Source organism: Corynebacterium glucuronolyticum DSM 44120 (assembly GCF_030440595.1).
GTDB classification, from domain to species: Bacteria; Actinomycetota; Actinomycetes; order Mycobacteriales; family Mycobacteriaceae; genus Corynebacterium; species Corynebacterium glucuronolyticum.
Genome location: NZ_CP047452.1, coordinates 2,664,044 through 2,676,625 on the forward strand (window position 1 = coordinate 2,664,044; position 12,582 = coordinate 2,676,625).

The window sequence follows — 12,582 nt, forward strand, 5'->3', positions numbered from 1 at the left end:
GTAACTGCGGGCGCGTGTTACTTTTGCATGCAAAATTACCCGTTTATGATTCCATGCATCCAATCCACTGTCCACTGATTTGCCGTTGTCCCCGGGATGACATTGGGGTTGGTGGCGTACATGGCGTGGACACCGTTGGCATCGATGAGCGCTTGCGCGCGGCCGAGGGCGTTTTCGACGTCAATGGGAGCGTCGCAAATCGAATCGTCTGGGGCGCAGATCTCGTTCACCCTGCCATCCAGCTCGCCGAAGCCGCCCGCACGGGTGCCACGCATGGTGGCCTGCGGGACGATCGGCTGAATGAGGGCATTGACCGGGTGCAGCGCGATCTCCGCGCCGACGCCCGCCACGGGGTTGCCCACGACCTGGCCGTAGGCGGATTCACGGCGCCCGTCCGCGATGAGGGTGACGCCGGCAATGGACTCCGCAGGAATAGAGGCCCGGCCGTTGCCGATTTCACTGGCGACATCCCCCATGATCACCGCGCCCTGCGAAAAGCCGGCGAGGATGAAGGGTGTCTGCGGGCACTCGGAATGAGTCTTTTCCATTTCCTTAAGGAGCGTTGCCGTCCCCTCTTCGCGGGAGGCGTCGTAGCTCTTCTCCCCCATCGACTGAATGTTTTTGAACTCAGCCGTGTAGGGCAGCGTCCACACCTTGACGTCGTCCGGGGCGTAGGCCGCCTGGATCGGCTGGGTGATGGACAGCATGAAGCTCTGCGGGTTGAAACTCGGGGTGATCGGGTCGTCATCCTTGGCAGATTCCCACGTCCCCGGCGCGGACAGTACCTCATAGCGGGGACACATCGCCTCCGGAGCCGGCGGCGTGGGGGGAGGAGTTGGCCCCTCCTTCTTCTCGCCGGAAATCCACAGGACTATTCCGGCGATGATGATAGCGAGGACGATGAGGGCGGCGAGGACAGTGAGTATTTTCTTCATGTGTTAGCACAGGTGATCGGAGGCAGCGGCGCGAATCACGTTGGAGGCCTCCTCGGGTGTCAGATCGGTCTTTTTCTGTTCAACGAGCTGACCACCGACGGCAGGGATGATGTAGGAATCCTTGCCGGCGCGGCAGGCCTGCTGGCCGGCCCCAATCAGCTGATCCTCCATGCCTTGGGTGGTGATCCCCTGCTCATCAAGCTGCGCAAGGTAGTCCACCTCCCCGTCCGTCCGCTTATCCTGCGGCACGGGAACGGAGGAGACCTCGCTGGCCTCGCCGTCCTGCACCTGGGGGGCGGTCTGACGGGGTGCGGCAGAACCCGTTGTCGGGTTCACGCTACGCTCAATTTTTGGGATACTCGTGGCAACTGTCTGTGAATCATCGGTGGACTCGCTCGTTGCCGACCCACAGGCTGTGAGCAAGAAAGCGAGTGCCACCAGGCTGAGTTTCTTCATCGGTTACTTCTCCACAATTTTGCCGTTGATCTGAGAGATGGTCCCGTGCTCGAAGACGACCTTCTCGCCGCCGGCGGGGATCTTCTCCTGGTCCTTGGCCGGGAAGCCGAACTTGCCGTTCTCCCAGCCGGCTTCGCCCCAGGCGTCGCGGATCGGGCCGTTGAAGATCACATTCGCGCCGGTTGCCGGGGACCAGTAGATGCTGCCCTCCTCGAAGCGCTGCAGCGCGCCACCGTTGATAAGCTCCTCGTTGCCCACCGGGGCGCCGAGCTTGGAGTTCACCGTGTCAAGCAGGCCGTACTTCTTGGCGATCTCGCCGCGGACCCAGTAGGCCTTGTCGCTGTTGCGGACGATGAAGCCACGCTGGAAGGTCTGCACCAGCTTGCCGTCGTGCTCCTTCGGTGCCGACACAGGGTAGCCCAGGTCGCCGGCCTCCCAGCCGTTCTCGCCCCAGGCATCGAACATGTCCTTGGGGATGGCCTGGGCGTCGGTCTCCGGGGTCCAGTAGATGGAGCCGTTTTGGAAGTGCACGTACCGACCGTGACCGTCCGGGGTTACCTGCTCACCGGTCGTCGGGAAGCCGAGCCAGCTTTCGGGACCGCCAGCCTCGGCGTAGACAGCACCGATCCGACCGAAGAGGACGTGGGCGCCGGTGTCGGGCGACCAGTAGGCGCGGCCGCGGCGGAAGTCCTGTGCCTTGCCACCCTTGACGTCGTACTCGTTGACCGTACAGGAACCGTAATCGCCGCTCGCGGTGGCCTCGGCGATCGCACCGACCGTGGCGCAGTCGGCGCCACGATCCTCCTTGGACAGGCCGAGGGAATCGGCGATGTACGGCCAGGCCTGCACCATCTCAAACTGCCAGTACGGCCAGGCGTGGACGCCACTTCCACGGAATTGCGAGATGACTTTCAGACCCGCCCGGTTCGCGCGATCGACGAAAGTCTGGGTGGTCATGCGGGAAACCACCTCCAGGCCGATGCCCGCCGGATTGGCCGGACCCGTCGCCACCGACCCCGGCTCGCCGAAGTCGTCCTTACCCGAACCGGAGGACACGTAGACCGTCTTGCCCTTCAGCGCGTCGAGGCCGAGCTTCGGATCGTGATCAATCCACTGCTGGGATCCATCCGGGCCCCACATGGCCGTGGCATCGTAGCCACCAGCATCGGAGAGCGCGCCGCGGATGGCCAGTGGCATGCCCGGCGAGGTGGTATCCAGGTAGCCCGAGAACGAACCGACGAAGTTAAACATATCGGGACGGTGCTGGGCGAGGTTCATCGCCGCCGTGCCGCCCATGGAGATGCCCGTGATGGCGCGCTGGCCGTTGGAACGGTAGCCCTGCTTCAGCACGGCCGGCAGCTCCTGGGTGAGGAACGTCTCCCACTTGTAGTTTTTGCCGTTATTCTCCTTCAGCCAATCCGAGTAGAAGGAGCTTTCGCCACCAACCGGCAGGATGACGTTGACGTTCTTATCCGCGAACATCTGCTCAATGTTGGTGTTGATTGTCCAGCCGTTTTCGGTGTCCAGGGCGCGCAGGCCGTCGAGAGCCCACACCTCCGGGTAGGTCTTGGCCGGGTTGGAGTACCAGTCGCGGGCGAGCAGCATCTGCACCTGGACCGGCTCGCCGGGCATGGCGGCGGACTTGATGAAGACGGCGATGCGGCGGTCGGTGATCCACTCGACGCGGTCGACGGAGACACCGTCGGGAAGCCCCTTGATCTCCGGGTAGTCCGTGCGGATCGGGGTGCGCTGGGGGACATCGTCCTGGAGGTAGTCGGAGAGTCCCGGCTGGTTAGGCACGCTCGGGAAGGAGCTTTGCGCGCCGGCGACCGGGGTGATGAGGAGGCTCAGGGCGAGCGGGTAGGCAAGATAGCGCAGTCGTGAAGACATGTGAAACTTCCTTTTTAACGTTTTTTCGCAGGGCAAATTGACTCAGGAAAAACGCAGGTCCGAAAGTTCCCCTCTTCCGGCGTCTGGTTTTGACTGCCATTAAGCTTAAGTGAAACTTGAGGGTTTGTAAAAGAGACACGCGGGCGGAGCGGAAGGGGCTGGCGTACGCGGTGTCTGGCAAGAATCGAGGCATGGAACTGACCTATGACGCTGAGGCCGATGCAGCGTATCTCTTGCCGACAGCTGCGAGTACCCCCTCGGAAAAGCAGGTGGTGTGTGACGTGCAGGATGGAGAGGTGATCGTGGATATCGATGCGCGGGGCACGATCATCGGGATCGAGTTCGTCTGTGCGTCGCGGATACTGCCCGAAGAGTTTCAACGGGCGTAGATTACGCCCCAAGGAAGGGGTTACCAGGTGTTCATGGTCTTTTCCAGCGCAAACCCATCAGCCGAGAAGATCGATGTACTTTGCTCTGGCTTTCATTGCATGGATGAAAACTTCTTCGCCGTCTACTGAAACAACGACAACGGTTTCAAGAAGTCTGGCATGGGGTATCGAACCCAAGACGTAGTTCTCCCCACTGCTCCGAACCATCATCCAGTGTTTCGACCCATAGGGAATCCGTTGCAGCCTGAAAAGCATCGCGAGCGCTGATGCCATGCTTAGTTGCAGATTTTGCCGCTCTCACGCAGCTGTTAAGGCAGCGATGGCTTGGCGCACGAGCTCAGACCGCGAGGGATCCCTCTCTGCAGCGAGTCGATCGAGCGACTCCAGCTCGTCCGTCGTTAGGCGAACAGCAACGACGTGCGTTGGGGCAGCGGCGCGACCACGCTTCTTTAGCTCGTCAACGTCGTAGCCCTCTTCCGCTTCCGCGACCCACTGTTCCAACTGTTCTTCAGTGACGAAATAAAAAATCGGCGCACCCGAAAGGGGTGCGCCGATCAGAGTGGTTTTGTTACCAGGCGTTCATGACATCGAGGATGCGGGGCTTGGTGCGGATCATCTGGTCGCGCCAGTTCATCCAGTTGTGGAGGCCGGTCTTGGGGTAGTCGGCGGTGACGTGGAGGCCGGTGGCGCGGGCCTTGGTCTCCCAGAGGGTCGTCGAGTAGGCGGAGAACCACTCGAGGAGGGCACCGGAGATCTTCTGGCCGGTGGGATAGCCGGCATCGGCAGGGCCGGGGATGCCGGGGCCGGCGGAGATGTAGACGTCCGTGTTCTTTAGGCCGCCCATGTTCCAGAAGGGATCGTTCTCGAAGCGGCGGGGGTTGATGGTGGAACCGTACATCGTGAGGATGTTGAAGCCACCGACGTCGAGAAGCGCGAGGCGGAGCAGGGACTGCATGCCCGGCAGGGTCGTGGTGAGGTAGCCGGACCAGCTGATGGCCTGGCGGAACTGGTCGGGGTGCTTGGCGGCGAGCGAAATGGCTGCGGTGGCGCCCATGGACAGGCCGGCGATGGAGTTGTTGTTGCGCGCGACACCGAAGTTCGTCTCCAGGTAAGAGGGCAGCTCCTGGGTGAGGAAGGTCTCCCAGCGGTACTTCACGGGCTGTTTGAAGTTGAAGGTGGCTGGGCCGTCCCAGTCAGAGTAGAAGGAACCGGCACCGCCGGCGGGCATGACGAGGGTGATGTTGGAATCGACGAAGAGCTCCGCCGCGTTCACATCGGTGGTCCAGGCGGAGCGGTCCGGGAGGGCGCGCATGCCGTCGAGAAGATAGAGGCCTGCGTTGCCGCCGCGGATGGCTGGCTGGATATGGACGGGGATGTGCTTTTCCATGGACGGGGACCAGACGGTGCAGTACTGGACCCAGTTTTGTGCCCGGTCCCACTCGCACTGGCCGGTGGAATCGTTGCGCAACCAGTCACGGTTCGCGGCCTGGGCGGCCGGCGTCACGGTAACGGCCAACACAAAGGCCATGATCGCCGCGACGGCGCGTCGCATCAACTTCCTCATATAAAACTCCTCCGGTATCTTTTATTTGTCACACACTATATCGGTAGGCACCCACGAAGCGTTACTCCCAAGTGAGAAAAGTCTGCGGATGGGTATCGTCACCCCAGCGGATCGGCCAAACAATGGTCGCGTCCTTTTCCACCGGCTTGTCGGCGTAATCCTCCAGATCGTGCGACACCTCGAGGGTGCGGCCGTTCTTCAGAGCCCACTTCATGTTGTCGAAGAACCGCTGCGGCGTGAGCGGGGCCTTGTAGGTTGCGGCGAGGTCCACGAGATCAGAGGTGAACAGGGCATCGCGGGCGGCCGGAACCTTCTCCGGCTGGGCGAACGGCGGGAGGCGGTGAACGTCGGAGGCGCTGGCCGCCAGCTGCCAGTATTCGGGCAGGTACTTATCGTGGCCGATGCGCGCCCCCTCGAGGCGTGGCCCGCGGGCGGCCAGCGGGGTGGAGAGGCCGATGGTATCCAGAACGCGGACGTTGAGCGGGGCGTTCATGCTCGTCATGCCCATGTTGGTGTAGTAGATGGTGATCGGGATGGAATCCATCTGGTGGGTGTAGGCCGGGGCGGACTCGCGCACCATGCGGGGCACGGTGATCCAGCCGAACTCTTCCGGATCCTTGTTTTTCAGGATCGGCATGAGCATGCCTGTGGGCTGGGAGAAGGCTTCCTCAAGAGCCTCCGTGTAGCCGCTCATGCGGTCTGCCTTGAGGAAGTCCGTGGCTGTGAGCATCGGGTCCTCGACGGTGTGGTGAGTAATCCGCAGCCAGAAGGCGCGCTCGTCGACGATGTTCAGGGTGGACGGGTCGTCGTTGTAGTACCAGTGGTAGCCGTTGACGGAGACGACGATCGCCCACACGGCCACGGCCGCGGGGATAATCGCCTCGATGATATGGCGCACCGGCAGCACCCACACCGGCTGCAGCATCGCGTAGAGCGGCAGCAGGAGCATCCGGCCGTGCATGAAATCGCCGCCGACGCGGACGACGTAGAGCACGTGGATGGCACCGCAGACGAGCATGAGGATGACGACCATCGAGCGGGAGCGCAGATCGAACCGGCTCGGCCGACGCACGACGGCGAGGATGCCACCGGCCACGACCAGCGCCAGGACGAGCCAGAGGTTATAGGCATCCGTTAGGTCCCGGACGTATTTCCAGCCCTGCTCCCACATGGCACCGGAGGCGGACTTCGCCACCGCCGTGTGCGGCACGAGGAGACCGTAGTAGCCCATCCGGAAAATCTCGTAGCCCAGCGGCACCGGTAGTGCCACGGCGATGAGCTTCCACGTCGGGCGGGCGGCGAACAGCAGCAAACCGATGAAGGCGCCATAGAGAGCTAGCTCGGGGCGGACGAGCCAGGACAGCCCCGCCCAGAAGGCGAGGAGGTAGGTGATGTACTCGGCGTCGGAGGACGCCCAGCGGAGGAGGAGCGCCCAGGCGACGGCGATCCAGAAAATGCACAGTCCCCATTCGAGGCCCGAGGTGAAGAAGTCGCGGGCCGGGGGCAGCGCCAGGTAGACGAGGGCACCGACGGGGAGAACGAAGGATCCCCAGTGCATGCGGGCGGACGCCCACGTGGAGATCGCCACAGCAGCGACCGAAAGCCCGAGGGCTAACCAGAGGGCGATGATCTCCAGCCGGGCGTCGGAAAGCAAACTGAAAGCATAGATGAGGTACTGCCAGAGCGTTGACGTGTTGGCCTCGACGCGCTCGCCGGCGTTGAAGACGGGGCCGTGGCCGGCTAGGAGGTTGCGGACGGTGCGCAGGACGATGAGACCGTCGTCCGACATCCAGCGGCGCATCCAGCCCCAGATGCCCGTGCAGACAGCGAGAACGACGACGAGGAGGCTAGCTTCGACCTTGCGGATCATGGTGCCTAGAGGACCGCCGGGGTGATGTAGACGGCGAGGACGATGCAGACAAGCCACGCCACGGCGAGAAGCTGCAGCGTGCGGTCCGTCAGCGCCAGCTCATCCGGGGCACCACCGTCGCCACGGTCAACGTCGGCGGCGTAGCGGAGGATCGCGATGGTGAACGGAACCATGGAGATCTGGTACCAGATCGCGCCGGCAGAACCCGCCTGGCGGGCGGCCTCAGCCATCTCGAAGCCCCACAGGGAGTAGCTCATGACCACGGCCGTTGCCGACAGCGTCCAGACGAAGCGCAGGTACGTATCCGTGTAACCGGCCAGCGACTTGCGGATCTTCGCGCCCGTCTCGCGGGCGAGGATGAGCTCCGCGTAGCGCTTGCCGGAGGCCATGAACAGCGAGCCGAAGGCCGCGACGATGAGGAACCACTGCGACAGGTCGATGGAGGCGGCGACACCACCGGCCATCGCCCGCAGCATGAAGCCCGAGCTGACCAGGGCGATGTCCAGCACCGGCTGGTGCTTCCAGCCGAAGCAGTAGCCCAGCTGGAGGGCGATGTAGATGGCGACGACGATGGCCAGTGAGCTGCCCGCCGTGGCGAGGAAGGAGACGCCGATCGCCGCGACGATGAGCACCACCGCCATGACGTAGGCGAGGTTCACCGGCAGCACGCCGGCGGCGATCGGGCGGAAGCGTTTGGTCGGGTGCTGGCGGTCGGACTCCACGTCGCGCGCGTCGTTGATGAGGTAGATCGAGCTGGCGGCCATGCAGAACACGGCGAACGCGATGACGATGTCGCGCAGCGTGCCGACGTTGGTGAGCGCCTCCGAGCCGGCGGCCGCGGGGGCGGCGACGACGAGGACGTTTTTCACCCACTGCTTGGGGCGCAACGCCTTAATCATGGCATCCGGCAGGTTCTTCGGGGGGCGCTTCTTTGACGCATTCGCGCCTGAATCCACAGGTGCCTCGATGCCCTGGGTGTGCGGCTCAGAGTTAAAGTCGTCCGGCACGGCTCAGAATCCTTCCTACAACGTTGCTTTTACGCACGGCAACGGCCGTCGCGGCGCCAAGCAGCGCGCCAGCCGTCACGTCCGTGGGGTAGTGTACGCCGAGCACCATACGCGAAGCCATCATCGCGGGAATGCCGACGTAGACGGCCTTATTGTCGATGATCCAGCCCGTGTAGACGAGCGCTGCCGTGGTGCTCGTGGCGTGCGAGGACGGAAAGCTCAGCGCACTGGGCGTGCCGACGCCGATCTCGATGTCCTCGCGGTGCGGGCGCGGGCGGCGCACGATGCGTTTGAGGATGACGGAGGCCGCGTGGCTGGTAAACGCTGCGGTGCCCATCTCGATCCACGCCTTGCGGCGTGTTTTCGCGTCGAAAAGCGCGCCGGCGGCGGCGATGCCCATCCAGCCGAGCGCGTGCTCACCGAAGTGGCTCATGCCACGGGCGGTCGCTCCCAGCGCGGGCTGCAGGCTACGTGTTGCCTCTTGCAGGGCGACGAGAATATCGGACTCGCCCCACGGATCACCTTTAATCTTCAAAAACCTCTCCCCATGCTTCGCGTGATGTCAACCACTCGTGGGCACCACGGTAGCGCTCACGCATTTCATCAAACCGCTGCACGACCTCCTGCTGAAGAGCATGCGACTCCTCCAGCAGCGCCTTGGCCTTGTCACGGTCACGCTTACGGTACACCACGCCGGTCCCGTCGGCGGTGGTGACCGTCGCGCCGTCGACACGCGACAGAGAGAACCAGCGGGCCTCGATCGGCGCCCAGTTCGCCTGCGGCACGTCGTGATGCTCCTTATTCTCCTTGCTCAGGGAGTGCTTCAGCCCTTTTGCAAGCCAGATCGCCTTCTTCAGCGGCGCAAGCCTGCCACCGATGTCCTTGGTGGGGACACCCGGCGCGCCGGAGGGGCGCGGGAGATCTGCGGCGGTGGGGAGTTTCACCGCGTCGGGGTACTGCTTGCGGATGCCTGCCACCTTGGGCAGTGAGGACTCGAGGACGCGGAAAAGCTGCTCGGGACCGGCGAGGAAGTCCCGCATGGCCTCGTTTTGGATGGCGACCGTGGAGTACTCGAGGCACATGAGGTGCTTGATGGTCGCCTTCTGCATGCTGCGGAGGATCCCCTTGACGGGGCCGTCGTGGTGCAGCGCGGCGACGATGAGGCGGTTGCGGAGGTGGAAGTAGGCCTGCCAGTCGATGGCATCATCCTTGTCCGACCAGGCCATGTGCCAGATGGCAATGCCCGGCCAACTTGCCGTGGGGTAGCCCGCCTTGCCGGCGCGGATGCCGAACTCGGCGTCGTCCCACTTGATGAACAGCGGCAGCGGCTGGCCGATCTTTTCGGCGACCTCGCGCGGGTACATGCACATCCACCAACCGTTGTAGTCGACATCAATGCGGCGGTGCAGGTCGCGGGAGTTCGGGGCATCCGGCTTGTCGCCGAACTTGCCCTGATCGCTCAAGGGGTGCTTGGCGAAGTTGTGGTCGTAGTGGACGTGCGGGGCGGAGGTCCACATGAAGGTCACCGGGTCGATGACCTCGCCCATGGAGTGCAGGTGGCTGCGCTCCTGGAGGTTGAGCATCTGCCCGCCGACGAGCATCGGCTTTTCGGCGTAGCGGGACACGGCCAGCGCGCGGAGGATGGAGTCGGGCTCGATGGCGATGTCATCATCCATGTAGACGATGTAGGGGCTGTCCGGTGTCTTGTCCCCCAGCGCCTCGAACATGATGCGCGAGTATCCTCCGGAGCCGCCGAGGTTGCCCTGGCGGAACTCGAAGAAGCGGTCGCCGAAGTGCTCGGTGATCTCCTGATAGCCGGGCTCGTCGGCGGGGTGCTTCGTGCCCTGGTCGGGCATGATGATCGCGTCGACGACTTTGTCTACCTCGGGATCCTCCGCCAGCGCGTAGAGGGCGGCGACGGCATCCTGCGGCCGGTTGAACGTGGGGATACCCACGGTGACCTTGGCTTCTCCGGCGTGTTCGGCGGGCTCGCGGGGCGCCCACCATTCGGCGGAGACGATGCGGCAGTCCGATTCGGCGGTGATGTCGAACCACAGCCAGCCGCCGTCTTCGAATGGGGCGAGGGAGAGCTCGAATTCGTGGACGCCGTCTTCGACGAGTTCACCGCCGAGGCTGATGCGGGCACCGTCGATTTTTGAGCGGTAGCATTCCACACGCGCTGCGCCTTCCACCTCGATGCGGAGGATGACGGACTCGAGGACAGTCCAGCGCCGCCAGTAGGAGGCGGGGAAGGCGCCGAAGTAGGTTTCGAAGCTGACTTCTTCGCCTGCGGGGATGGTGAGGCTGAAGCGGTCACTCCAGCGGCACCCTCCTTCTTCTAAGAGGTACAGACTGCGTACGTCTTTCGGTTCTCCCCGGCGCGGGAGAAGTACCCGCTGGAGGCGCTCTACTGCCTTAGTCATGCCACATCCTTTGAACACGTATATTAACTCTCGCCCAATCCTAGTGCCCCGCCCAAATGCTATGGAGTTTCCGCGCCGATGGGTTACCATTAACCATTATGAAGCTTCTCGCCGCCCTGGCTACCGCTGCCCTTGCGCTCAGCGGCCCCACAGCCTATGCGTTCGAGGAGTCCACCCCGCTCGCGCTCGACGGGTCCATCTCGCTCGCGCTCGACGGACCGTTGAACGGGCCGGTGGAGATCTACGACGACTACGACCTCATCCCCTACAACCAGGAATGGGTCATCACCCAGCTCACCTACGACATCCAGTTCCCCGAAGAGGTCAAACGCCTGGCCTACGTGGTGTTCATGGACAACGAGTCCGACCTGTCGCGCACCATCGCCACCACCTACCCTGCGGAACTGCTCAGCGAGGACGGCAAGCAATTTGCCCCCGGCACCCTCATCATCGCCATCGGCGTGAACCCCAAGTCGAAGGGTATCTACTGCTCACCCGAGGTCTGTGAGGCCCTCGGCCTCAACGATTCCTCGCACCTCGCCGGTGCTCGCTCGGCAATGGACGTCCACACCTCCCAGAACCGCTACGATCGTGCGCTTCTCGACGCTGCCCGGGCCGCCGCCGACCCGGAGGCCGCGAAGGATCACGTCCCCATGTGGCTGAAGATCTCCATGGGCTGGTTCATCGCCATGTGTGTCATCGCCGCACTGTGGGGTGTCACCCGGCTCTTGCGGAACCGACAGCACTCCACCGCCGCCGATATCCGCTGGCTGAAAAAGAACGTGCCCTCCATCGCGCTCGGATTCAAGCAGGTTGACCTGCAGGCGGAGGCGCTCCGCTCCCCGCTCGCCTCTACACAGCTGCACAAGCAGTGGGACTCCATCTCCAAGGAAATGAAGGAGATCGCCTCGCTTGTCGGCGCGCTTCCTGACCCCAAGGAACTGGGCAAGTCGGAGAACCGCGACACCATGGAACAGGGCGTATCGGTCATGCGCAACAACGTGGAAGGCTTCCAGACGGCCTGCAGCAACATCGAATACCTCTACGCGCTGGAAAACGGCGACCCGAACGCCCGCGAAAACGAGCTGACCTGGCTCTCCCGCGACATGCGGCACACCCGCTCCGCCACCCGCGACGACGCACTTACGCTGCTTATCGAAGGCGCACAGAACCTGGCTCCCGCAGATCCCGACTTCATCCACGCCCTCTGCGGCCTCTACACCGAGTACATTCCGTTTACCGACCAGCTCATGAGCATCAAGAACCTGGACAAGCGCCGGCTGCCCGCCGTGTGGGATTTCGACTGGCACCCCTGCTATTCCTTCTGCGAACTGCAGACATTCGAGTCGCTGCACTAGGATTTGTGGCTTTCCGCCATCGACTAGGTAATTCGGTGGATGTAGCGGGGTCATGAGACAGCTACACTAGGCGTTACCTGCTACGAAGACTACAAGAAATAGGAAGGAGCGCCCCATGGCTACTGTGCTTGACGCTGGACAATACATAACAGAGCTTGTCCCGAACGTGGACAAGATGAAACTTTACAAGCTTTGTTACTTTGCTCAAGGCTGGAATCTTGCATGGACCGGTCGGCGACTCTTCCCGGAAGATTTCCAGGCCTGGACTTACGGGCCCGTACCTGTTGAGCTGAGGAACTGTACCGATCCGATCGCGAACGGCAACACCATCCCATTCGTCCCCAGAGGCGACTCTAGTGAGCTCACCGTTGCGGAAAAGCGAACGATTGAGAGCATTGTCGACTTTTACGGCAAAAGCAGGTCTTTCCAGCTGTCCTTCGAGAGTCATGGGCTCGCTTGGCGCGAAGCCCGTGGGGGGCTACCCAATGAATCCCGTAGTAGCGACGTACTCCATACTGCGACAATCCGCAGGGAGTTTATTGAATATCTGCGATCTTCGGAAGAAAACCCAGTAGCTCCGAGAGAGAATTTGTTTCCAGAGCACGTCACGCTAGAGGAAGGCCTATCTCTCGCTGACCAGGTAAAGGAAACGTGGAAAGACTCTCTCGCTTTACTTGCAACCCGTTAACC

At 62.9% G+C, this 12,582-nt stretch carries 13 protein-coding genes; 3 read left to right on the top strand and 10 right to left on the bottom strand.

All coding sequences use genetic code 11. From position 1 onward, the window contains the following. Positions 1 to 35: 35 nt before the first annotated feature. The 3 genes from CGLUCO_RS12125 to CGLUCO_RS12135 are packed head-to-tail and all read right to left on the bottom strand — an operon-like array spanning position 36 to position 3,281. Positions 36 to 935 carry a cutinase family protein gene (locus CGLUCO_RS12125; protein ID WP_005393297.1) on the bottom strand — a complete coding sequence of 300 codons (900 nt, stop codon included), beginning with the start codon at positions 933 to 935 and terminating at the stop codon, positions 36 to 38. Positions 936 to 938: 3 nt separating this feature from the next. Then, complete coding sequence (locus CGLUCO_RS12130) at positions 939 to 1,391, bottom strand: DUF732 domain-containing protein (RefSeq protein ID WP_070739079.1); 453 nt, start codon at positions 1,389 to 1,391, stop codon at positions 939 to 941. A 3-nt stretch (positions 1,392 to 1,394) separates the two neighbouring features. After that, positions 1,395 to 3,281: an alpha/beta hydrolase-fold protein gene (locus tag CGLUCO_RS12135; RefSeq protein ID WP_084036154.1), complete on the bottom strand. Its 1,887-nt coding sequence runs from the start codon at positions 3,279 to 3,281 to the stop codon at positions 1,395 to 1,397. Between the two features lie 191 nt (positions 3,282 to 3,472). Between CGLUCO_RS12135 and CGLUCO_RS12140 the strand changes: the two genes are divergently transcribed. Next, the gene (locus CGLUCO_RS12140) at positions 3,473 to 3,670 is read left to right on the top strand and encodes a DUF2283 domain-containing protein (RefSeq protein ID WP_084036155.1); all 198 of its coding nucleotides are present in this window, start codon (positions 3,473 to 3,475) and stop codon (positions 3,668 to 3,670) included. 57 nt (positions 3,671 to 3,727) lie between these two features. Here the strand turns inward: CGLUCO_RS12140 and CGLUCO_RS12145 are convergent, their stop codons facing one another. From CGLUCO_RS12145 to CGLUCO_RS12175, 7 genes are all read right to left on the bottom strand, one after another. After that, positions 3,728 to 3,943: a toxin gene (locus CGLUCO_RS12145; protein ID WP_260322587.1), complete on the bottom strand. Its 216-nt coding sequence runs from the start codon at positions 3,941 to 3,943 to the stop codon at positions 3,728 to 3,730. Positions 3,944 to 3,967: 24 nt separating this feature from the next. Beyond that, on the bottom strand, positions 3,968 to 4,171 hold the full coding sequence (locus CGLUCO_RS12150) for a ribbon-helix-helix protein, CopG family (protein WP_084036156.1): 204 nt from the start codon (positions 4,169 to 4,171) through the stop codon (positions 3,968 to 3,970). 67 nt (positions 4,172 to 4,238) lie between these two features. Continuing rightward, positions 4,239 to 5,234 (bottom strand): alpha/beta hydrolase, encoded by a 996-nt coding sequence (locus CGLUCO_RS12155; RefSeq protein ID WP_005388267.1) that lies wholly within the window; start codon positions 5,232 to 5,234, stop codon positions 4,239 to 4,241. Positions 5,235 to 5,295: 61 nt separating this feature from the next. Continuing rightward, on the bottom strand, positions 5,296 to 7,104 hold the full coding sequence (locus tag CGLUCO_RS12160) for an arabinofuranosyltransferase AftB family protein (RefSeq protein ID WP_084036157.1): 1,809 nt from the start codon (positions 7,102 to 7,104) through the stop codon (positions 5,296 to 5,298). Between the two features lie 5 nt (positions 7,105 to 7,109). After that, entirely contained in the window at positions 7,110 to 8,111 is a 1,002-nt protein-coding gene (locus CGLUCO_RS12165; RefSeq protein ID WP_005388261.1) for a decaprenyl-phosphate phosphoribosyltransferase, read from the bottom strand. Next, complete coding sequence (locus CGLUCO_RS12170; RefSeq protein ID WP_005393280.1) at positions 8,095 to 8,646, bottom strand: phosphatase PAP2 family protein; 552 nt, start codon at positions 8,644 to 8,646, stop codon at positions 8,095 to 8,097. Before CGLUCO_RS12170 ends, CGLUCO_RS12165 begins: the two co-directional genes overlap by 17 nt. After that, positions 8,636 to 10,534 (bottom strand): glycosyltransferase, encoded by a 1,899-nt coding sequence (locus CGLUCO_RS12175; RefSeq protein WP_084036158.1) that lies wholly within the window; start codon positions 10,532 to 10,534, stop codon positions 8,636 to 8,638. Before CGLUCO_RS12175 ends, CGLUCO_RS12170 begins: the two co-directional genes overlap by 11 nt. 98 nt (positions 10,535 to 10,632) lie before the next feature. Between CGLUCO_RS12175 and CGLUCO_RS12180 the strand changes: the two genes are divergently transcribed. Together CGLUCO_RS12180 and CGLUCO_RS12185 are read left to right on the top strand one after the other, a co-directional pair. Further along, positions 10,633 to 11,892: a hypothetical protein gene (locus CGLUCO_RS12180; protein ID WP_084036159.1), complete on the top strand. Its 1,260-nt coding sequence runs from the start codon at positions 10,633 to 10,635 to the stop codon at positions 11,890 to 11,892. Between the two features lie 115 nt (positions 11,893 to 12,007). Continuing rightward, positions 12,008 to 12,580 carry a Panacea domain-containing protein gene (locus tag CGLUCO_RS12185; protein ID WP_005388250.1) on the top strand — a complete coding sequence of 191 codons (573 nt, stop codon included), beginning with the start codon at positions 12,008 to 12,010 and terminating at the stop codon, positions 12,578 to 12,580. The last annotated feature ends 2 nt before the right edge of the window (positions 12,581 to 12,582 follow it).

What these genes read in the sequence shown, in the direction of transcription:
- CGLUCO_RS12125 (WP_005393297.1), bottom strand. Translation starts at nt 935, where the DNA reads ATGAAGAAAATACTCACTGTCCTCGCCGCCCTCATCGTCCTCGCTATC.
- CGLUCO_RS12130 (WP_070739079.1), bottom strand. Translation starts at nt 1,391, where the DNA reads ATGAAGAAACTCAGCCTGGTGGCACTCGCTTTCTTGCTCACAGCCTGT.
- CGLUCO_RS12135 (WP_084036154.1), bottom strand. Translation starts at nt 3,281, where the DNA reads ATGTCTTCACGACTGCGCTATCTTGCCTACCCGCTCGCCCTGAGCCTC.
- CGLUCO_RS12140 (WP_084036155.1), top strand. Translation starts at nt 3,473, where the DNA reads ATGGAACTGACCTATGACGCTGAGGCCGATGCAGCGTATCTCTTGCCG.
- CGLUCO_RS12145 (WP_260322587.1), bottom strand. Translation starts at nt 3,943, where the DNA reads ATGGCATCAGCGCTCGCGATGCTTTTCAGGCTGCAACGGATTCCCTAT.
- CGLUCO_RS12155 (WP_005388267.1), bottom strand. Translation starts at nt 5,234, where the DNA reads ATGAGGAAGTTGATGCGACGCGCCGTCGCGGCGATCATGGCCTTTGTG.
- CGLUCO_RS12160 (WP_084036157.1), bottom strand. Translation starts at nt 7,104, where the DNA reads ATGATCCGCAAGGTCGAAGCTAGCCTCCTCGTCGTCGTTCTCGCTGTC.
- CGLUCO_RS12175 (WP_084036158.1), bottom strand. Translation starts at nt 10,534, where the DNA reads ATGACTAAGGCAGTAGAGCGCCTCCAGCGGGTACTTCTCCCGCGCCGG.
- CGLUCO_RS12180 (WP_084036159.1), top strand. Translation starts at nt 10,633, where the DNA reads ATGAAGCTTCTCGCCGCCCTGGCTACCGCTGCCCTTGCGCTCAGCGGC.
- CGLUCO_RS12185 (WP_005388250.1), top strand. Translation starts at nt 12,008, where the DNA reads ATGGCTACTGTGCTTGACGCTGGACAATACATAACAGAGCTTGTCCCG.